The organism is Anabaenopsis tanganyikae CS-531 (genome assembly GCF_029891675.1).
Taxonomy (GTDB): Bacteria; Cyanobacteriota; Cyanobacteriia; order Cyanobacteriales; family Nostocaceae; genus Anabaenopsis; species Anabaenopsis arnoldii.
In genome coordinates this window covers 1-20,107 of sequence record NZ_JANQDF010000173.1, presented here as the reverse complement: position 1 = coordinate 20,107, position 20,107 = coordinate 1, and the positions used below count along the sequence as shown (strand labels likewise).

Here is a 20,107-nt window from a genome sequence, read left to right as displayed (position 1 = left end):
TTACAGCTTAAAATGAGGGTATGTAAATCTTTTGAGCATACAAGCTCTGTAGTCGCTGCATTTGCGCCCCTATCTGGTAAAGCAAATCACCTTTACCCAACAGGTAAGCAGCAGATGTTTCTGTCCCTCCCAGGACAATTTTTGAGTCAGCTTCGCTAGCAGTTCGCAGGGCGATTCTTCCCGGTAAGTTAGAACGGATAATGGGGGTAACAATACCCGCTTCTGGGCGCTGTGTGGCTATAATTAGATGTATACCTGCAGCTCTAGCCATTGCTCCCAAACGTTTTATACTTAATTCTAATACTTTACGGACTGCTTTTTCTGCCATAAAGTCGGCATATTCATCAAAGATGCAGACAATACGGGGTAAAGGGTGGGGGGAATTTTGATTATAGGTGATCAAATCAGGACATCTGGCGTTCTCCAATTTGTGGTAACGAGATTCCATTTCTGTAACTAATTCTTCCATGAGTTCTACAGCGCGATCGCTGTCTTTGACTACAGGAGAATATAACCAGGGGATTTGCTCAAATTCTGGGAATGTGACTCTTTTGGGGTCAACTAGTGCAATTTTCAGATGTTGGGGAGAATGATGATATAGTAAACTTAAGAGGAGCGATCGCAAAAACTCACTTTTACCGCTCCCAGTAGTACCACCTACCAAAAAGTGACAAGTATTCGCATCGGATAAATCAGCCTCTATCAAATCTCCTTCTATACTCACCCCCATAGCGATTTTTATCGGTACTGTGGGTGGTAAAAATTCCTGTTGAATATATGTTTCAAATCTAGCAACTTGACGCTGTGGACGTGGTAAATCAATGCTGACATAACCAGCTTGGGGAGCAATCAAAGGCGGTCGTTCTAAACCCAAGTGTACTTGTAAATCTGCTGATAATTTCATAATGGCATTGACTTTTACACCTAAATCAGGTTTAAGCTTCACCCTGATAAAAGCTGGACCAATCGCCGCACCCTGGTACTCCACGGGTACTTTAAAAGATTGCAGAGTATTAACTAAATCCTCCCCAATAGCATCAGCATTTACAGACTCTCCTCTATTATTTTCCCAAGTATGATCTTGAGTAACTTGATTGTCCCTGTTTTCAGGAACCACACTAAAAAAAGTCCCACACTTTTGCTGCTGGGGACAAATTTCACACAAATGAACCTGAGTTGTTACAGGTGGCCCATCGGGTTGGGGTGGTTCCCAACTCAACCATTGCTGCATCTGTAATAATTTGTAGGGAATCAGTTGATGTATTGTACTTTCTAGCTGTTCCCAAGAATATTGATATTCTTTAAACTCCGGTAAAACACAATAAACCGATGCATCCACAGCCACCTTTTTAGTTTGCCATAGCATATAACTATAAAGTGAAACCTGGGCTAATTGCGCCGATGGGTCTACAGGCTGATAGGTCTTAAATTCTACCACACACAAACGTTTTTTAGCCAAGTTAAAAACTAAGCAATCAAATTCCCCCCTCACCCGTTGCTGTCTGCCATCAGGTAAAGTAAAGTAATGCTCAAGGCTGGATTCTCCAGATATGAAAGTCTGACTAATTAAACTTTCTCCATCGCAATAACTACGATTAGCGATTAACAACTGTGCAAAGCGTTTAATCAGTCCCTGTAAGCCCTCCCAAACTTTTAATAAAATTACTACTGTATCAGGGTAGTTTTGGATTACTCTTTCTAAGTATGGGTAAAATATTAATTTATAAAATATTCCTTGCATTCTAGAGGCAACCTCCTCTATATTTAGCAAGTATGATTCTGGCTCAAATAAAGTCTGAAATTCAGGTTCTACTAAAGCTAGTTTGATCAACTCATCTGCTAATTTGTGAAAGTGGTTACCAATACCTCTAGGAGTATCAGGGGGTAAAAATATTGCTGAGTCGCCAAATTTATGATTTAAATAAAAAAGCCGCGGACATTCAAAAGCGATTCTCACCTTAGTAGGATTTAAGGAGGGGTGAGAAGGTCTTTCTTTTACCGGTTCTGAAATATTATTTTCCATATCTAATAAACTCCGATGTACAGCAGCTAAATACACTGTATCCATAGCTGCATATTGTAATTGCTTTTCGCTCAGGGGGCGTATTCCCCAGTCGCTTGCTCCTGATTCCGCATCTACATTGACAAAGTGACAAAGTTCTGATGCTAAGGTTTTCAGTTTTAAATTAGAAACTTGCAAACGTTCACGGGTAATTTTTCTGGCTATTTTTAGGGTACAGGTAACATTAGTTGCTAGTTCTCCCCCTAAATACCTCAGGTCAAAACTAGCATTGTGAAAAACCTTTTCAATACTAGAATTAACCATGATTTGATTAATAAACTTTGTGGCTAAATGATATTGATCTAATACATCCAGAATATAAGCAGATACCCCTGTTAAATCTTTAGAGTCAGCTAACACCTGAATTAGGGATAACCGGGTATTTTGAGTGTACCAATCTGCAATTTCTGTATCTACCCATAGGAGTTTTGTAGATGCTAACTCAGATATTACATATTTAATTTCGCCTGGGTCTGTGAGGTACTGCATTAACTTTAATTAAGTAAACAAATCACTTGTTCTTTCACTTCAGCATGGGGGTTAACAATTTTTACTTTCTTTTCCTGACATAATAAATCAATTAATAGGTGAGTTTCAGTTTCTTTGAGATTGGGAAACTGACTTGCTGCTTGGGAAATTAGAATAGGGACACCCAGAAAAGCTTGGGTTGTGATGACATTTAATAAAAACTCTTTGATTGGTCTGAAATCTTGTTTAGCATTTCTATTAAAGTTGCTATCATCATTAGGTTCAGGTTTGGTAATAATTCCTAAATCTTGCAGTAAAACACATTTGTGCAATACTTTACACTCACGGATAAAGCTTTGTAATGTCTGTAAATTAATGTTTTTCTTCCCTATAAATAATTCTTGGCAAAGTGCCGAATTAACTAAAGAATGGTAAGTAGCTAAGTGATGCACTGATTGAATAGTCGGTTTAATGTGAATATGTTGAGTATTGTTAAAAATCTGGCTATAGATCTCATAAGATTTCAGTTGTGGTTTTCCTACATTACTAATTCTAATTAGGACAAGTTTCTGACATAGATTTTGCTGAACTGCTTTATCACAGGCGTTCATTACATGGAAGAAATTCATCATGTTAGAATCTTCTGTCCATACAACACCTATTTTTTGTCTACTACCACGATGTTGATAACTCAAGGAATAGCTCGCATATTTACCTGCAATCATTTTAGATTTTACGGACTGCAATTGTAATGCTTCTAATGCTTCTTGCAGCATCCGCACTAACTCAGGAGATGACAATAAGGAAATTTTACTCAATTTCCCTTGATACTTTTTATATTCTTGTTGCCATAATAATTGAAATTCCGCCCGATCTTTCTCCTCAGAATCGAAGCTCCCAGAAAAATCATTCTTTCTGACTTTAAAATTTATGGGCTGTTTTTGTGGCTGTTGTGGTAGGTCAATTAATATAGTTTGTCCAATATTCAAAAGGGAAACTTTATATTTTTGGTACTCTGACCTTCCCAACATTAACGCATTTCGGGGATTAGTTTTACCACCGGGGAAATTTTTCTCTAATAATTGAATATTTAAGGGAAAAATAGGTGATTCCGGCTGGGGTTGGGCTTGTTGATATATTGTTTGTAACTGGTAGTACCACAGTGCTTCTGCTTGTTTGAGGTCAATCTGTTTTAGGAATATTTCTCTATCGATTCTCGCTCGGTCAGATTCGGGAATATGATCCCGCGTTTGCTTCCAAGGATCTAACACTAAGGTAATTATTATGAGAAAATTGTAGATATTTTCATTATGAATAGTAGTGTTTACCCTAAATATGGATTGCGGATTAGATAAGAAATTGGGTATACTTTCTACCTGATCAAAACATAAAACAATGGGCTGAGTAGCGGTGGATATTTTACCAAAGTTAGCCAAAATCTGCTTGGCTGCATCTTCTGTGTCAATACATTGCTTAACTCTTAAAGTCTGCATTGATTCTTCACTTAAGTCATCACCTCTCAACCACTCGCAAGCGAGGGGATAAAGTTCTGGATCTGTGAGGTCATGTAGAACTCCAAAATAATGATCTGGGTTGTAAATACCAGCAGTTTGATACTTTCTTTTCAGTTGTTTAATAAATTTTTGACGATCATTTAGCAATAATTGCCAAATACTATCATTAAATGGTTTATTTTTTAAGTTTCCTTGAGTGAAGGCTGATAAATTTTTCAGCCACAGAATTAGTTGAGATTCTTGCTGTCCATCTGGTACCTGAATTAAACTGTCAACGGTAGCTCGTAAGATATGACGCCAAATATAATTATCATCTACCCAGGGAGTTATATAAGCAAAAAAAGCCTTTGGGTTGAGTTGACGCTTGACTCTACCTAAAAGATAGCTTTTACCGGAACCAGAATCACCTATAAGTAAAATTGTCCGACTACTATTATCTTTAACTACTAAATTCAGCAGGTTTTCAGTTTCTGTGATTACCTCTTGATGGATTGACTCAACCATAGAGTTTAACTCTTGACTTTGACCCCAAAAATTACCCGTCCTCAAGTTTACTAAGTCAAAGGGGTTAACTTCGCGTTTAATAATGTCGTTAATAGATGCCATAATTGATTCAGGTGAGGGAGCGAACTTGATTGATAAACTAATGTATCTATTGGTCGTTCACAATTATAAAGAACAAGGAACCACCGACGTTTTGCGGAATACCTGCATTAATTTCTTGTGTGGTGTACCGTGTAGGATCTAACAATGAACTCAATTCAATTTTGTCAGTTTTTTGCAACCGATACAGCGCCTGGTCTAGTTCATCTCGTGACAGTGGCGGTTGTAACTTCTGACGTAAGTGAAAAATGGGTAAGTAATTCCTTGTACCTAGTTCTTTATCTAACTGTTGAATAATCTGTAAAATATCTTCATCACTAAAATTAAGAGTTGTTTTTGCAGTAGTAATTTCCGCTACAGCTACATTACCGCGTAAATGCTTGCGCAAAAACCGGAGGTAATTATTGAGTAAGTCTAGGCTAATATTTGCCGTTCCTGTGGGGGTGTATTCATCCCGTAAGAACTCCATTCCTCTTTCAGTTAGCCACACTTGAGATTTTGTTGTTTTGATTTTGAGTTCAATTGCAATCAAACCCCGGTCATTCAGGGTTTGTAGTACGGTGTCTCGTTCAGCAGCTTTGAGTGAGGTGATTTTACTGGGGGTGATTTTACCGGATGTTTTAGCAATCTTCTGTAGTACTTTGAGTTCTTTGGCTGGAATGGGAACTTGAGTTAAATCAAGTTTGAGCAGTGCTTGACCAGGGGGGAGAATTTTAACGCTAGCAATCTCACGAGAATAGTCTACCAGCTCGCGATCGCCTAAACTCTGGCAAGTTCGTTTACTACCTTTAAAAGCACTACTAGTCAGGCTGGCTCGATAATTTATACATCCGAGCAATTTTAACAGAAACTTTAACTCATTAGTATCCATACCTGTCAGCCTGATTTGCTATTTCCTAGAAAAATTGACAGTACATATTATAACATTCAGTCTCAGTTATCTGGGAGTATAGGTAAAAAATACTTCTGAGCCTTTGATATCAAGTCCGCCTTGTGTATTCTGGGTCTGGAGGGATTAGTTATGAAAAATTAAACTAATTTAACAGTGTGCTATCAGTAAGAGCATGGTTGGTAATTAGACATATATGTAAACCCATAACCAAAGGTAGAAGTCAATGATCGTAAACAAGTTTAAAGTTTGAATAGTATGGAAGCACATCGCTACACCTGAATAATCGCCAGTAGAAAACCTTCAATATACAATTTACAAATATTGTAAGATTATATTTACCAAACTTCTGAGAACCCTATTTTGTGTTACCTTAAAGAAATAGTATAGCAGTCAAATATACGTACGTACATATTCAAGGAACCTATGGACAATAGTTGCTGCTTATTCAAAGTTAGTTTCATGATTGAGGAGCTTGAAAACTGGCGTAGTTTATCCTGGTATTCTGCTAGGAGACCTTTTTTTGCTCAATCTCTGCAAGTAAGTAACGAGAATTTAAGGTGAATATAGAACAATTTATTCAAAGTGCAGAAGCATTACATAGCCGTTTAGCAGATTTGTACCAAACAGCTAACGTATTACCTTGGATTCCGCCTGAACTGCTACCCCAAGCTATGAAAGAACTTTATAGTAGCTCCAAAATGGTGCGGTCAGCAGCAGAGGAACTTTATCAGCAAAATGAGGAGATGATTCAAACAAGCAATTGGCTAGAAGCTGAACGCCAACGCTACCAGAATTTATTCGACTTTGCACCAGAAGCTTATTTAGTGACTAATACCGCGGGAATCATCGAACAAGCGAATCTGTCCGCAGCTAAATTACTCAACATTTCCAGACCATTACTAGTAGGTCAAGCAATAGTTAATTTTCTCCCTCTGGAAGAAAGACAGCCCTTTCGAGGTGAACTCAGCCAGCTATACCACTCGGACAGAGTCACAAGATTAAGAGTCCGCTTACAACAAAATGAATGTGAGTATTTTGACGCAGCTTTAAAAGTGTCCGCAGTCCGTAACCCAGAGGGTAAAGTAAACTTTCTCTGTTGGCTGTTGCGTAATATCAATGAAGGTGAGAAACAGAAAACAGAAGCGATCAATTATGAGAGTGATTTGATTCATGATCGACCTGTATATAAACACCTGAAAGGAGAAAGCATTCCCCTCAATCCTTTAGTTGTTTGGTATGTACGCCAGGGCTTAGTGAAGCTCAATACTTTTTGCGAAACTGGGGAAGAAATATTCATAGGATTAGCTACCAAAGACATGATTTTTGGCTCTCACATGACCTCTCTACCCATTTATCAAGCCGTAGCCCTGTGTGATGTTGAATTAAGCTCAATTTATGTAGCAGAAATAGCAGCTAACCCAATGCTCAGTCATATGCTGTTACCAAAAATTAATCAACGCTTACAACAGACGGAATCTTTTTTAGTTATTACAGGTAAGCGTCGGGTGGAAGAAAGACTATATCATCTGTTGCAACTTTTGAAACAGGAAATAGGTGAGCCTGTACCACAAGGGACTCGCTTAAGTGTGCGATTAACTCATGAAGATATGGCTAGTGCTTGTTGTACTACTAGAGTAACAATTACCCGATTGATGGGAAAATTACAACAACAGGGTTTGATTAGTTTTGACCCCAAAAAATATATTATTTTAGGGGATTAATTATCCCTTTAGGGACAATTGATGAATTGTCCCTAAGAGGATGTTTGATAAGTTCTCCACAGGTAATTTTTATTTTAGGGAACAGGGAACAGGGAACAGGGAACAGGGAACACCGAAGGATTGGGGAACACACAAAAAACAATAAAATCCAGTCCCCTCCCCTTACAAGGGGAGGGTTAGGGTGGGGTCAAATAATATTCGATACACTAATCATGACTTGACAAACATCCTCTAAGAGGATGTCGGAGATTTCTAAATGGGGAAAAAAATAACTATTTGCCCTTTCATCTCCCTCTACTACCCGCTAGCATCAACTTTGAATCCCAAGTGTAAACGCCAATTTTGTCGGGTACTCTAGAGAATCGCCCTATGCGATAACCTCGTGATAGTTCATTAAGAACTTTACTCTTGACTTCTCGCACTTGCTGATCATCTAGTTCACCATAAAGACCATTAATGATTTGCGCCACACTGAAAACCCTCCCTGAATGTTTTTCCAAGAAATCCGAAAGAGCATCGATCAAAAATCGACCTTCAAATTCTTTAACCATGGGTATGGCATTTGTCTGGGGGATAATCTGCGGTTTCTTCGGTTTATATTTCCCGGTAGGAGAGTAACTTTTAGTTTTGTTGGACTTAACTAAACTTAACTTGAGAGTGTAGCAACCAGGTTCGTCAGGAACGACTGACCAGGCGCCCCTTTCTTTCCCCTGTGTCAGGGAGGATTGCACTCTGGCTTTAACAACTCTAAAGATGGGTGATGCTAAATCTCCATAAAGCGATCGCACAATAAAGTCTATATGACAGACAGTACCAATATGTTCTTCTAGAAGACTTTTAATAGCTTCCATGCGACTTTGAGATTGATACTCAGGTACCATGGGGATATCTGGGACTTTAATTGATTGATCTTGACTTTCTAGAGATGTTGCTGGTGCGCGAGGCTCTGTAATCTCTGTATTTTTCCCATTTAAATTCTCTGACTCTTGAAGTTCAGACCTGGCGGACTTAAGAGTCTTATCAGGTATGGATAACAACGAGTCTGTTTCAGGTGGGTAGGAAACTTCTGGAAGCATTTCAAGTTTTCCCACATCCTGAGCATCTGACCCAGAAGACCAATGAGATAACAAAGAATCTACATGATGCAGCTGCGATCGCGCCTGTGTGTATAAGGTTTCATACTCTTTAACCAGACGAGCATAGTAGTCTCGTAATTCCAACAACGGCGAGATAAAAACTTCAGGGGGTGCTGATGGTAGTCGATTATTCATAAAACTTCAAATTATCCTAAATTGACATCACTTTTATAAGTCATTGCTCTGGGTTTTGCTTTTTTAGATGACTCATGGGATTTTCTTGGTGCTTGTGGTGGCCGGCATTGTTCGCAATACAATGGACGAGGCCCAAAGGTCTCGCGTTGTGTAGTTTGGTCGCATTGCTTACAGACGAAGTGGAAAACACGAGTATGAATCTGTCTTTTATGCGCCCGAACAGTATACTCTCTAACATCAATGAACTTACTAGGCATAATCCAGAACGGTGAGTTTTATTCCTATTAATATAACTATTCAAGCAAAGGAAATGTGATCAGTGTATCTTCAATTGTAAGTTTTATTCAAGTCATTGATTGGAATCAAGTTAACTTGGGAGGAACCAATAGGTTATCTTTTTGAGATACATATAGTTAATTATCACCATTGATCTGTAGATAATTTCTATGTCTTTGGGTTACTAAATATAGAAATTAGACATATTTTGAGCAATATTTCTGACAAATCATCTGAATTGTTCAGCTTGCACTTAAGGTTATGGCTTTTGATGCTACGTGTAAAAATCTCATCCAAAACTGTCTGACAATAGCAACAAACCCTTATCTGATTCCACCTATTTTTTCATACCCAAATAGTTAGTAGCCTTAGAGAAAAACATCTCTTGAACTAGGTTTCTCAGTTTTTACCCCGACTGCGTGAACTACAAATACAGCATATTTCATCTGAGTGAGGTACACAAGGGAGGTTATGGACTCTTGTTAATTAAAGTAAATCTCAAAATCCTTCTAGCTTTGATTTTGCAGTTTCATCACCAATCTTTGTAGTTTCGTTCACAAGGAAAGGCAATAAAGCACCACCAACAATCACCGCACTATCCACAAAACTAATGGAGGTAATCTTTAAAAGGTTCCTTAATGGTGGCATAGCTAAAGCCAACAGTTGTATAATAAGAGAACCTATAATAGCAGTATTTAAGTAGGTATTATTAGGTAATCTATCTTGACTAAATATGCTGTGGTTTTCCGAACGGCAGCTAATGGTATGTAGTAGTTGTGCGGTTGTTAGGGTCATACAGGCCACAGTACTAGACCGGGATCCTGTACCATATCTGAGGATAGCATAAATGTATGCTGCTAAAGTACTCACAGATATTGTTCCCGACTCAAAGACAATTCTACCCAAGTCAGAATTTTTAATAATTGGTTCATGAGGATTTCGCGGCGGCTGACTCAATACGTCAGGTTCTGGTGCTTCCATAGCTAGGGACAAACCAGGGAAAATATCACTGATTAAATTGAGCCACAGCAGTTGAATAGCATTTAAGGGTTCACCTAAACCAGCAGCTGTAGCGGTGGTCATGACCATGATTTCGCTGAGATTGGTAGAGAGGAGGAAATGCACTGATTTTCTAATGTTGTTATAAATAGTCCGCCCCCGACTGACAGCAATGATCATAGTTTCTAGTCTGTCATCTTCTAGGACAATATCTGCCACTTCACGCGCCACATCAGTTCCTCCCTTACCCATTGCCACACCGACTTGCGCCGCCTTCAGTGCTGGCGCATCATTAATACCATCCCCGGTCATGGCCACCACTTTTCCCGCTGCTTGCAAAGCTTGGACAATTTGCAGTTTATTGCTAGGACTGATACGGGCAAAAACGTTAACTTTATCGCTGACTGCTGTCAGTTCATCGGGAGTCAGACTTTCAAGGTGGGTAGCATCCAGAATCTCTAATTGGGAATCTTGACTTAATTCTAATTCCTGAGCGATCGCATAAGCAGTGGAACTTTGATCACCAGTAACCATCACCGTCTCAATTCCAGCTTGATGAAAATCCCCAATTAATTGTTTCACACCCATTCTAATCGGGTCTGTCATCCCCACCAAACCCAGCCAAATCAGGTTGGTTTCATAATTATCAGAATTGCCATGATCAACATAGCTATAAGCTACCCCCAACACTCGCAGAGCCTTTGCAGCCAAGCGATGGTTTTCCATTTCAATTACCCGCCTGTCTTCTGCTGTTAAAGGCACAACTTGGCCATTTTTCATCCACCATTGACATAAGTTAATCATTTCGCCGGGGTTACCTTTAACTGCAATCAACTTGTGATCATTGTCAATGCGATGAATTGTACTCATAAGATTACGGTTTTCACTGCGCAGATTAGTTTCTAACAGTTCATACTTTTGTCTGAGTGCGATGACATCCACCCCAGCACTAATTGCCAAGTAAATCAAAGCATTTTCCGTGGGCGAACCTGTAACCGCATACTCACCATTATCCTGTAGAGTGACTTCACTTTCGTTGCACAGAACGGATATATGAATCAGCTTTAACAGTTCATCATTGCTGTAGGGGTTAAGATTTTCTTCCTCCACAGTAATTTGTTGAGTGGTTGTACGTATTTCCACTACCAACATTTTATTTTCTGTAATTGTCCCGGTTTTATCCAAGCAAATTGTTTGTACAGAACCCAAAGCCTCCACAGCCCTAAGACTGCGAACCAGGACATTATTCTTCCTCATCTCACGGATACCTAAAGCCAGGGTTGTGGTAGCAATTGTGGGCAAACCTTCAGGAACAGCCGCTACCGCGAGGGATATAGATGATTGCATCATTGTTAATAAACCATATCCCCGCAGCACTCCCAAACCAAAGACAAAACTACAAATTCCCATACCCAATAAAACCAGTTGATTTCCCACCTGGTCTAGTTGTCTTTCTAGCGGGGTATCTGTAGCTGTGGACTGATTCACCAGTTGTTGGATTTTGCCCATTTCTGTAAATCTACCTGTGGCCACAACCACAGCCAATCCTTGACCGCCAGTGACAAAAGTTCCTTGATAGACCATGTTCAAGCGGTCTGCTAAAGGTATATTTTCACCAGACACAGGCGCAGTAGTTTTAGTAATGGGGATGCTTTCCCCAGTCAGGGGAGATTCATCAACAATCAAGTTATCAGCTTCCATGAGTCTGGCATCTGCGGCGATATAACTACCAGATTTGAGCAATAAAATGTCTCCTATAACCACGTTCTCTGTAGGTATTTCCACCTGCTGACTATCTCGAATTACCCAAGTTAATATTTGCTCTTGACTTTGGAGAGATTGAATGATTTTTGCTGATTGGCTTTCTGTGGTGTATCCAATGAAGGCATTCAGACCCACAACACCCATAATTACCACAGCATCTATTATCCCCCCGGTAATCATGGCAATTCCGGCCGCTCCCACTAGTAAAGCTACTGGCAGAGATTTAAACTGGTCAATTAAAATATTGCTAGGGGAACGGGTCGGAATTGCAGTTAAAACATTTCGCCCATATTTACTGAGGTTTGCTATGGCAGACTCACTAGATAAACCTGATATTTTCGCAGAATTTAACCTATCTATGACTCTATCTGCTGTCATTAAATGCCAATTATCGGTGTTTTCTTGGTTGGCATCATTAATAACTAATCTCTGATTATTTAACCAACTTTCGGTTGGAGTCAAACTAGATTTTTCTTGAAATTTTCTTAAAGTTGTCTCAAGAAGTAAACCTATAGTCTGAAAGCTATGTTTATTTGTGAAAATAACCAGAATATTACTAGTTAACGAATTAGCAGAAACATAAATTATTTCTGGGTTATTACCAAGCGATCGCTCTAAATATCTTTCTAGTAATAGCGAACCATAAAGTTGATTAACCTTGTATCTAGCTCTCCCTTTAACTTTAGTGTGTATAGCCTTAATCACAGCAAAATTTGCTCCTGTAACGCCGCTAATAGCTGAGAATATTATAATTTATCTAGCAGTTTTGCATCTCCCTATCAAGTAACAATCCCCTGCATTTTCTGCCAGGGGAGTGTCAACCTGTGAATAATTTAGTTTTTTTCCTTTAGTTGAGCAGTACCTTGGCCATGAGAATTTTCTATATGTTGGTTTAAACTTTCAGCCATCTCAATGGCGACAATAATTAATTGCTCTTCCATAGCCCCATTACCGCCCTCATCACTAACTTTTGGGTAAATATGAGGGTTAGATAGCATAGCGGCCAGCAGTTGAGATGCAGTTTGTTGGAGTTGATTAAGTTGTGACACCCTTATTCCGTCCAGCCCAATGGTGGTTCAATCATGGTTTGGTCTGACTTACCCACAGCAGCGCCGGGCTTATCGAAAATCTTCACGGTGCTGGCTTGGGGGCCTTCTTCGCCCATTTCTTCGGCAAAATGGACTGCGGTACCAATTTCTAAACGTTCAAATTCGTGATGTAACACACTATTGCGGTGAAAGTAAATTTCTCGGCCTTCTAAAGTTCTTAAGAAGCCATAGCCCCTATCTTTAAAGAGTTTGGTAACTAGTCCCGTTGCTTCCTGAAATTGTTCCTGATTATGACCTCGTAGCTTACCACCTTGGCCGTTACGCTCATATTGCAGTTGGTTGAGTTTAACTAGTTGCTGACGAGCGGCGTTAAAAGTATCGCGGATGACTGCATCTAATGGGTCATACTGAATACCCTCTCCCGGATTTCTTTCTGCCACAAGTTCGTGACCGGGGGGTACGGTGATATCAATGCGCACGCGATATGGTGAACCACTGCGGGGGCGGTCATGTATTTTTTCAATGGCAATATGGCAGCTACTGATGTGATCGCAAACACTCTCTAATTTAGCGATTTTCTCATGAATTAGGGTATCAATTGCATTGGTTTTCTCAACATTGCGATAAGTAATTTCTGGTGGTACTTTCATATGTTTGTCACGCTTGGGGTAAACCTAGGTACCAATAGATAGTGGTTGATAGCTAGTTTCAGCTTGGAAAAGCAAATCGCGGACTTGCTCATCTGTAGTTTGGGGAAAGTCTTCGTACCATAGACCAACACTATAAAAGGGGTCAGGTGTGGCAAGGCAGATGATCTCGTTGACGGCGGTTTGTAACTCTTTGCAAGTGGCGGCAGCACCAACGGGTACAGCAATAACTATTTTGGCAGGGTGCTGTCGCCGCACGGATGCTACCGCAGCCCACATAGTGGCACCTGTAGCTAACCCATCATCTACCAAGATGACTATGCGTCCTTCTAAATCAGGGTCAGGGCGATGGCCTCTATACAGTAGTTCTCGACGTTCTAATTCTCGTTCTTCTTGCGCCGCAACTCTAGCAATTGTTTCTTCGGATATCTTCACCAAATTGATAATATATTCGTTAATAATCCGCACGCCACCAGATGCGATCGCCCCCATTGCTAGTTCTTCTTGTTCAGGCACACCCAATTTACGCACCACCAGCACATCTAAGGGAGCATTTAACCCTTGAGCAACTTCAAAACCTACGGGTACACCGCCTCTGGGCAGAGCTAACACCATGACATCTGTAGTGTTAGCATAGTCTGCTAATTCTCGGGCCAACATTTGACCTGCTATTGTGCGATTTTTGAATAGCATGGTATTACTCTCCTGATATTTGCCTCAGAATTGAGGTTTTACTGGACTTTTCCCCTCAAAGAAAAGTCGAAATTCTGACTGATCAACAGCTGGCATTTTTCCTCCCGATTTGGTTGAGTCTTTCAGTGGTAATGGTGACCACTAACAGTCATCAAGTCTTGCTAGTGTTTCTGAACTGATCATAGAAAGCTAGACCTGGCATGACCTCTGACTAACGACGCGACATCAACAATCTACTGATCTATCTAATGGAGGAGAAAAAAATAGAACCTCACCCCCAATTCCTTTCCTTAGTAGGGAAAGGGAGACTTTGAGACAAGTCAAAGGTGGGGTGAGGCCAAAAACCAGATTACTGTGTTACTTAATTCATATTCCGGCGCTAATGTCGGCCATCGGGAGAGTATTAAACATTAGCTTACGGACGCTCTTCAATCACACGGTCAATTAAGCCATATTCTTTAGCTTCAGCAGCAGACATGAAAAAGTCCCGATCCATGTCTTTTTCAATCTTGGCTAAAGGTTGACCAGTATTCTGAGCATAGATATTATTTAGCTGGCTACGAATCCGCAGAATTTCTCTGGCTTCGATTTCGATATCACTGGCTTGGCCACGGGTTCCGCCGGAGGGCTGGTGAATCATAATCCGAGAATGAGGTAATGCCATGCGCTTACCCTTGGTTCCGGCTGCGAGCAGGAATGATCCCATGGAGGCTGCTAGACCTACACAAATTGTCACCACATCTGATTTGATGTGTTGCATGGTGTCAAAAATGGCCATGCCAGAGGTTACCATACCACCAGGGGAATTGATGTATAAATAAATATCCTTACCTGGATCGTCTGAATCCAGATATAGCATTACCGCAATAATTTGGTTAGCAATTTCATCATCAACATCTCGGCCTAGGAAAATAATCCGCTCCCGGTAAAGGCGATCGTAGATGCTAATCCAGTCTGTATATTGTCCTCCGGGCATCCGGTAAGGAACTTTAGGAACACCTATAGGCATATTCGTTACTCCGCTTGTAATTAGTCATTGGTTATGAGTGATTTACCAAGGTAAATCACTACCTGTGTTACTTAGAGAACACTGGCAGGTAATGGGGGATTGGCGAGTTCCTCTTTTTCAAAAACTCGGTCAATTAAACCATACTCCTTAGCTTCATAGGGAGTCATGTAGAATAGCCGATCCATGTCTTTGGTAATTTTTGCTGGTGCCTGTCCGGTGGTGTGGGATAGAATATCTACCATTGCCGCTTTGTTGACCAAAACTTCTTTTGCCCGAATTTGAATATCCGTTGCTTGACCTTGGGCGTAGCTCTTAGGTTGGTGTAGGATAATGGACGAGTGGGGCAAACTGGCGCGACAGCCTTTTGTACCAGCGCTGAGTAACATTGCCGCCATACCCATTGCCGAACCAATACAAATGGTGTGGATGGGGGGCTTGATGTATTTCATCGTGTCATAGATGGCGAAGGCTTCGGTTTCAAAGCCAATGGGTTCGCCACTGTAACCGGAGGTTCCTGTGGAGTTGATATAGATTTTTATCGGCTTCTCTGGGTCGTCTGACTGCAAATACAGCAATTCAGCAATAATCAATTCTGTTACCGCTGGCACCAATGGCATTCCCAGATAGACAATTCTTTCCTTCATCAATAAGGAAGGTAAGTCTGGCGGGGGTGTCCGGTAAAAGTTATCACCGTAATAAGGGGCTTGCACAGCCTTGATGGGGGAATTGTCCATAGCAACTGATCGCCTGAAACTATGCCGTTAACTGTAATACATCCTAACGCGATGTTAGCTGACTTCAAGTGTGGATTTCTCGCTAATTAGTGATTGACCCTGCTTGTTTGCCACTGTTTGATTTTTCCGCAGTGCCGATGTGGCGTTTTGAAGTTATTTTATAGAGATATCCTAACTAAAAATTTTGGGTTATGAAGGTCAATTTACAGCCTATCTTGAATGATGGTAGTTTGGACGCATATCAACCGAGCAGTCAACGTCAGTTGTCTATATCGGTTTCGGCTGTGGCTGAAGCTCAAGACAGTGATATACCACTGAATTTATGCTTAATTCTCGACCATAGTGGCTCAATGTACGGCCGACCTTTAGAAACTGTGAAGCAGGCGGCTAGTAATCTAGTCGATAAACTCAAACCAGGCGATCGCCTGAGTGTTGTTGCTTTTGATCACCGTGCGACTGTGTTGGTATCTAATCAAATGATTACTGACCCACAGCAGATTAAAAACCAGATTCAGAGTTTATCTGCTGGTGGTGGTACGGCTATTGATGAAGGTTTGCGTTTGGGGATTCAGGAGTTAGCTAAGGGAAAGAAAGAAACTGTTTCTCAAGCCTTTTTATTAACCGATGGTGAAAATGAACACGGCGATAATCAACGTTGTTTAAAATTGGCTCAATTAGCCACTAGCTATAATTTAACTTTAAACACCTTAGGATTTGGTGACAAATGGAATCAAGATATTTTAGAAAAAATCGCCGATGCTGGCTTGGGTAGTTTGTCCCACATTCAACGACCCGAACAAGCAGCAGATGAGTTTAACCGCCTGTTTAGGCGTGTGCAAGGGGTGGGATTGACTAATGCTTATTTGCTGATCTCCCTGATGGGTCATACTCGCCTAGCAGAACTTAAACCCATTGCTCAAGTTGCGCCAGAAACCATTGAGTTACCAGTGATCCAAGAAGCAGATGGGCGCTTGGCTGTGCGCTTGGGAGATTTAATGAAGGATGCACAAAGGGTAATTTTGGCTAATATCTACCTGGGACAATTACCACAAGGTCAACAGGCGATCGCTAATCTCCAAGTCCGCTATGATAACCCGGCTCAAAATCAAATGGGTTTATTGACTCCTTTAGTCCCGGTTTATATCCAGGTAACGGGGATGTATCAACCAAAAACTGATGCACGTGTGCACCAGTCTATTTTGGCATTGGCTAAGTACCGACAAACCCAGTTAGCTGAGGCGAAATTACAACAGGGCGATCGCGCCGGTGCTGCTACTATGCTGCAAACTGCGGCGAAAACGGCTCTGCAAATGGGTGATCAAGGGGCGGCAACGGTGTTACAAACTTCTGCTACCAGATTACAATCTGGGGAAGAATTATCCCAGAGCGATCGCAAGAAAACCAGAATTGTCTCTAAAACGGTCTTGCAAGATACTCCTAGCCAATAAAGGTTAAACTACTCTGTAATAAAAATGCCTTTTATTACAGGTAATGCTCAAATTACATACGTATCATTGAAATAGTAAAACTATTGCTGTGGCAGTATCTTTGCCCCATCTTCCACCTGAAACTGATAACCTTGGCTGTATCTTTCTAAACAAAATCGGTGCAGTGGGACTACACCGATAAGGCAATTTAACTTTAGTTCGCCGTGAGATTTCATGCCAAAGCTGAAGCCTGAGGTTTAGCAAAAATCATGCGTCCGGCGGAGGTTTGCAAAGCACTAGTAACCACTACCCGCACCTCACCACCGACATAACTTCTCCCCTCTTCCACCACAACCATTGTGCCATCATCGAGGTAGCCCACTCCTTGAGTGGGTTCTTTACCTTCTTTGAGAATCTTTAGGTCAAGATTATCACCAGGTAAATAAGTAGAACGCACAGCATTTACTAAGTCATTCACGTTCAGAACCGGCACTTTCTGCACGCTGGCTACTTTGGATAAGTTGTAATCATTGGTGAGGAGTGTACCGTTGATTTCTTGGGCAAAGCGGACTAATTTAGCATCGACTGTGGCAGTTTCTTCATAGTCCACAGGGTTAATCAATATCCGATCTGGGTAATCTTTCTTAATGCGGTTGAGAATCTCTAATCCCCGCCTTCCCCGGACTCGCTTTTGGTCTTTGCTAGCATCAGCTACTTGTTGCAACTCCTGCAATACAAACTGTGGTACTAAAATTTGTCCCTCGAGAAATCCGGTTTCTAGGAGAGCTTCAATGCGACCGTCAATAATGCAACTAGTGTCTAAAACTTTGGTACTGGCAGGTTTGAGTGTGCCTTCCACTACCATTGTTTCTACAGTGTTGGGATTAATGAACCGCAATAACCCGCGTCCGTGGGTATCGGCTAAATTCATCCCGGTCACAGCCAGTAAAATACTGCCGACAACGGCTACTAGTGGCTTAATAAAGCCAAAATCCTGGGGAATTGGTAGTAAAAATAATGGCGCTAGCATTAAGTTAGCTAGTAATAGCCCAATAACTAGGCCAATGGCGCGAGTTAAGATCATTTCCAAGGGCATTTCTCGGACTTGTACCTCTAAGCGCCGATATGATGTTTGGAAACGTAGACCCACTGCACCGCCAAGAATAGCGGCAAATACGGCAAAAACCAGGCGTAAAGCGTCTAGGTTTGTGACCCCATCAAGGGAACCGTCGGGTAGTAGTTCAATGCTGTAGAAGCCGATTCCCGCTGCTGCTAGGATGAATGAGAGAATAATAATGGCGTCAATCATAGTTGTCTTGTTTTCCCGCGATTGTGTGACCCAATAAACTCAAGTATTTTTCATCGGTGGGAGAGATTAATCAATATTGACTTACATTAGGGTTTTTAGCAGGTAATATCTGCAAATATTATAACTAAACTGTTTTTTGGGAATATTTTTCATACTTTTGTTGTAAAACGATAAGAAATTGTAAGAAAAACTATTTATTTTCACTGTTTGTCATACTCACTGGGGTTGATTAGTTCTTACTGACAATGAATCAAAAACTTAATGTTCCTGAAATGGCGAGTGCTGCATATGTACACATTCCCTTTTGCAGACGGCGGTGCTTTTATTGTGATTTTCCTGTGTCTGTGGTGGGCGATCGCCTGCGGGGCGAAACATCTGGTACTATATCCCAGTATGTGGAGGCTCTATGTCGGGAAATTGCCATGACTCCCACTGGTCAACCTCTGAAGACAATTTTTTTTGGTGGTGGTACTCCTTCTTTACTATCAACAAAGCAGTTACAACAGATATTAGCAACGCTGGAAAAACATTTGGGAATTGCTGCTGGTGCAGAAATTTCTATGGAAGTAGACCCAGGAACCTTTGATTTAGCACATATATCTGGCTATAGCAGCGTTGGTGTAAATCGGGTTAGTTTGGGTGTACAAGCCTTTCAAGCCGAATTATTGCAGTTTGCGGGGCGATCGCATTCTGTTGTAGATATTTTTACATCTGTGGAATTAATTCATCAAGTCGAAATTTCCGAATTTAGCTTAGACCTCATCTCAGGTTTGCCGCATCAGTCTTTAGAACAATGGCAGGATTCCCTAGATCAAGCAGTGGCAATGATGCCTACTCATATATCTATATATGACCTTACCATAGAGCCAGGTACGGCCTTTGGTCGTTACTACAAACCTGGTGACCAGCCATTACCAACCGATGAAACCACAGTCAAAATGTACCAAATGGGGCAAAAAGTTCTCACTGATGCAGGTTATGAACATTACGAGATTTCCAATTATGCCCGACCCGGTCATCAATGTCAGCATAATCGGGTATATTGGGAAAACCGCCCTTATTATGGTTTTGGTATGGGTGCGGCGAGTTATATAGATGGAAAGCGCTTTACCCGCCCCCGTAAGACCAAGGAATATTACCGATGGTTAGATTCTGGGGGTATAATTGATTGTGAAGTGACTCCCCCAGAAGAAGTATTGTTAGAAACCTTAATGTTAGGGTTGCGTTTGGCTGAGGGTGTAAGTTTGGGTATGTTGGTTGGGAAGTTTGGGGAAGATCAAGTCAAAGAAATTTACAAATGTTTACAGCCTTATTTAGATAAGGGTTGGGTAGAAGTTATTGGGGAGAGGTTGCGCTTGTCTGACCCCCAAGGGTTTTTATTTTCTAATGTGGTGTTAGCTGATTTGTTTGAACAGTTGGGTTGAAACCAATAAGGTCCACGACGTGTAACTAATTGTAACTGATTTGCTTAAAACAAGCAAATCTCATTAACTCACGCTACACTAAAAGTAGTTGATTTAATGAAGTCTTGATGCAACATATCACTCCCAAGGAAGCAGCTAAAATCCTTGGTGTCCATGTCTCCAGTCTCAGGAGATGGGAAAACGAAGGTAAGCTTAAAGCAATCCGTACACCAGGCGGTCAAAGGCGGTTCATCCTCGAAGAAGTC

General features: G+C 41.0%; 16 protein-coding genes. 4 read left to right on the top strand and 12 right to left on the bottom strand.

The window, feature by feature from the left end; translation table 11 throughout:
• Positions 1-7: 7 nt before the first annotated feature.
• The 3 genes from NWP22_RS16825 to NWP22_RS16815 are packed head-to-tail and all read right to left on the bottom strand — an operon-like array spanning position 8 to position 5,518.
• Positions 8-2,551 (bottom strand): DNA translocase FtsK, encoded by a 2,544-nt coding sequence (locus NWP22_RS16825; RefSeq protein ID WP_280802132.1) that lies wholly within the window; start codon positions 2,549-2,551, stop codon positions 8-10.
• A 5-nt stretch (positions 2,552-2,556) separates the two neighbouring features.
• Positions 2,557-4,650, bottom strand: a complete 2,094-nt coding sequence (locus tag NWP22_RS16820; protein WP_271734597.1) for an ATP-binding protein — start codon at positions 4,648-4,650, stop codon at positions 2,557-2,559.
• A 46-nt stretch (positions 4,651-4,696) separates the two neighbouring features.
• A complete protein-coding gene (locus NWP22_RS16815) occupies positions 4,697-5,518 on the bottom strand; it encodes a transcription factor RcaD (protein ID WP_271734599.1) in 822 nt (273 codons plus the stop codon).
• 578 nt (positions 5,519-6,096) lie between these two features.
• On the opposite strand from NWP22_RS16815, the gene NWP22_RS16810 reads away from it, so the two are divergent.
• On the top strand, positions 6,097-7,260 hold the full coding sequence (locus NWP22_RS16810; protein ID WP_271734601.1) for a helix-turn-helix domain-containing protein: 1,164 nt from the start codon (positions 6,097-6,099) through the stop codon (positions 7,258-7,260).
• Positions 7,261-7,544: 284 nt separating this feature from the next.
• Here NWP22_RS16810 and NWP22_RS16805 read toward each other — a convergent pair whose 3' ends face one another.
• The 8 genes from NWP22_RS16805 to NWP22_RS16770 all read right to left on the bottom strand — a co-directional run bounded on the left by NWP22_RS16805 (position 7,545) and on the right by NWP22_RS16770 (position 15,702).
• Positions 7,545-8,531 (bottom strand): hypothetical protein, encoded by a 987-nt coding sequence (locus tag NWP22_RS16805; RefSeq protein ID WP_271734604.1) that lies wholly within the window; start codon positions 8,529-8,531, stop codon positions 7,545-7,547.
• Positions 8,532-8,542: 11 nt separating this feature from the next.
• Positions 8,543-8,788, bottom strand: a complete 246-nt coding sequence (locus tag NWP22_RS16800; RefSeq protein ID WP_271734605.1) for a hypothetical protein — start codon at positions 8,786-8,788, stop codon at positions 8,543-8,545.
• A gap of 517 nt (positions 8,789-9,305) precedes the next feature.
• Positions 9,306-12,275, bottom strand: coding sequence for a cation-translocating P-type ATPase (locus NWP22_RS16795; RefSeq protein WP_271734607.1), 2,970 nt, complete (start codon positions 12,273-12,275; stop codon positions 9,306-9,308).
• Positions 12,276-12,403: 128 nt separating this feature from the next.
• Positions 12,404-12,619 carry a hypothetical protein gene (locus NWP22_RS16790; protein WP_271734613.1) on the bottom strand — a complete coding sequence of 72 codons (216 nt, stop codon included), beginning with the start codon at positions 12,617-12,619 and terminating at the stop codon, positions 12,404-12,406.
• Between the two features lie 2 nt (positions 12,620-12,621).
• Positions 12,622-13,269 carry an HPF/RaiA family ribosome-associated protein gene (locus NWP22_RS16785; RefSeq protein ID WP_280802131.1) on the bottom strand — a complete coding sequence of 216 codons (648 nt, stop codon included), beginning with the start codon at positions 13,267-13,269 and terminating at the stop codon, positions 12,622-12,624.
• Between the two features lie 24 nt (positions 13,270-13,293).
• Positions 13,294-13,959: a phosphoribosyltransferase gene (locus NWP22_RS16780; protein ID WP_271732084.1), complete on the bottom strand. Its 666-nt coding sequence runs from the start codon at positions 13,957-13,959 to the stop codon at positions 13,294-13,296.
• Positions 13,960-14,374: 415 nt separating this feature from the next.
• The gene (locus NWP22_RS16775; protein ID WP_271732085.1) at positions 14,375-14,968 is read right to left on the bottom strand and encodes an ATP-dependent Clp protease proteolytic subunit; all 594 of its coding nucleotides are present in this window, start codon (positions 14,966-14,968) and stop codon (positions 14,375-14,377) included.
• 71 nt (positions 14,969-15,039) lie between these two features.
• Positions 15,040-15,702 carry an ATP-dependent Clp protease proteolytic subunit gene (locus NWP22_RS16770; protein WP_271732086.1) on the bottom strand — a complete coding sequence of 221 codons (663 nt, stop codon included), beginning with the start codon at positions 15,700-15,702 and terminating at the stop codon, positions 15,040-15,042.
• A 191-nt stretch (positions 15,703-15,893) separates the two neighbouring features.
• On the opposite strand from NWP22_RS16770, the gene NWP22_RS16765 reads away from it, so the two are divergent.
• Positions 15,894-17,150, top strand: a complete 1,257-nt coding sequence (locus NWP22_RS16765) for a vWA domain-containing protein (RefSeq protein ID WP_271732087.1) — start codon at positions 15,894-15,896, stop codon at positions 17,148-17,150.
• 211 nt (positions 17,151-17,361) lie between these two features.
• Here the strand turns inward: NWP22_RS16765 and NWP22_RS16760 are convergent, their stop codons facing one another.
• On the bottom strand, positions 17,362-18,438 hold the full coding sequence (locus tag NWP22_RS16760) for a PIN/TRAM domain-containing protein (protein ID WP_271732088.1): 1,077 nt from the start codon (positions 18,436-18,438) through the stop codon (positions 17,362-17,364).
• Positions 18,439-18,683: 245 nt separating this feature from the next.
• On the opposite strand from NWP22_RS16760, the gene hemW reads away from it, so the two are divergent.
• Positions 18,684-19,862 (top strand): radical SAM family heme chaperone HemW, encoded by a 1,179-nt coding sequence (gene hemW, locus NWP22_RS16755; RefSeq protein WP_280802130.1) that lies wholly within the window; start codon positions 18,684-18,686, stop codon positions 19,860-19,862.
• Between the two features lie 107 nt (positions 19,863-19,969).
• The coding region (locus NWP22_RS16750; protein WP_280801784.1) for a MerR family DNA-binding transcriptional regulator at positions 19,970-20,107 on the top strand (138 nt) is incomplete at its 3' end.